Source organism: Streptomyces sp. NPDC002779 (genome assembly GCF_042888685.1).
In the GTDB taxonomy this organism is placed as follows: domain Bacteria; phylum Actinomycetota; class Actinomycetes; order Streptomycetales; family Streptomycetaceae; genus Streptomyces.
The window spans coordinates 1-1,259 of record NZ_JBIAQC010000087.1 but is presented as its reverse complement, the minus strand read 5'-3'; the positions used below and the strand labels follow the sequence as shown (position 1 = coordinate 1,259).

The window sequence follows — 1,259 nt, the reverse complement described above, 5'->3', positions numbered from 1 at the left end:
AATCTTGTGATGTCACAGGGCTGAGCTGGGCAGTCTCCGGGTGTGCGGTTCAGGGGTGTTGGGGCGGTTGTTGCCGCATCTGTCCGGTATTGTCATCGAGTCGATCGAGCGAACGGCCGGGGTCATCAAGCTTCGCGCGGGGTGCCAGAAGTCGCCGGTGAGATGCCCGGGATGCGGTATGCCGTCGTGGCGGGTGCACGGCCGGTACGTCCGCGTTCTCGGCGACGCGCCCGTGGCCGGCAACCCCGTAGTCATCGAGCTGACCGTGCGCCGGTTCAAGTGCCTGAGCAGCCGGTGCCCGGCGGTGACGTTTGCCGAGCAGATCGAGGGGCTGACCAGGCCGCATGCCCGGCAGACGCAGGTGCTGCGGTCGATGCTCGCCTCGATCGCATTGTGCCTGGCGGGCCGACCCGGCGCCCGCCTGGCCGCTGCCTTCGGGATCCGCATCGCCAAGGACGCGCTGCTGGACCTGCTCCGCTCGGTTCCGCAGCCACCGGTCGGCACGGTCAGATTCCTGGGAGTGGACGACTTCGCTCTGCGCAAGGGCGACTCCTACGCCACGATCCTGATTGATCTGGAAACACGCCGCCCGGTCGACGTCCTGCCCGGCCGGGACGCAGAGCCGCTGGCCGCATGGCTTCGTCGGCACCCGCAGGTGGAAGTGATCTGCCGGGACCGCGCGGGCGCCTACGCGGAGGGAGCCCGAAACGGTGCCCCGCAGGCGATACAGGTCGCCGACGCATGGCATCTGTGGCGGAACGTCGCCGAGGCGGTGGAGAAGACGGTCGGTTCCCACCACGGGTGCATCCGGGCCGCGTTCGCGGCGACCCCGGTCATGACGGAGGCGACCGCAAGGGACCTGGTCACGCCGGAGTCGTCCGAGGCGGTGGCCGTACCGTTCGTCCCGCCGGACGGCACCCTTGACGTCAGCGGCCAGCCCCGGCATCTGGTTGCCCGCACGACCCAGAGATACGAGGCAGTTCAGGCACTGCTGGCCGAGGGGAAGTCGCTGGCGGCGATCGGCCGGACGCTGCGGCTGGACCATTCCACCGTCCGCCGCTTCGCCCGAGCCAGCAGCCTCGACGAACTCCTGGTCAAAGCCACCAGCCGGCTGTCCGTACTGGACGAGCACAGGCCTCACCTCCACGCCCGCTGGCTGGAGGGCTGTCACGACATTCCCCAGCTCCACCGGGAACTGGTCGAGCGCGGATTCACCGGCAGCGTCCAGTGCCTCCGCCGCTACTTCCGCGCCTTCAGAC

At 69.4% G+C, this 1,259-nt stretch carries 1 protein-coding gene; it reads left to right on the top strand.

The annotated features are described in order from the left end of the window. Positions 1 to 178: 178 nt before the first annotated feature. A partial coding sequence (locus ACFYW5_RS37990) for an ISL3 family transposase (RefSeq protein ID WP_389421700.1) occupies positions 179 to 1,259 on the top strand: 1,081 nt, incomplete at its 3' end.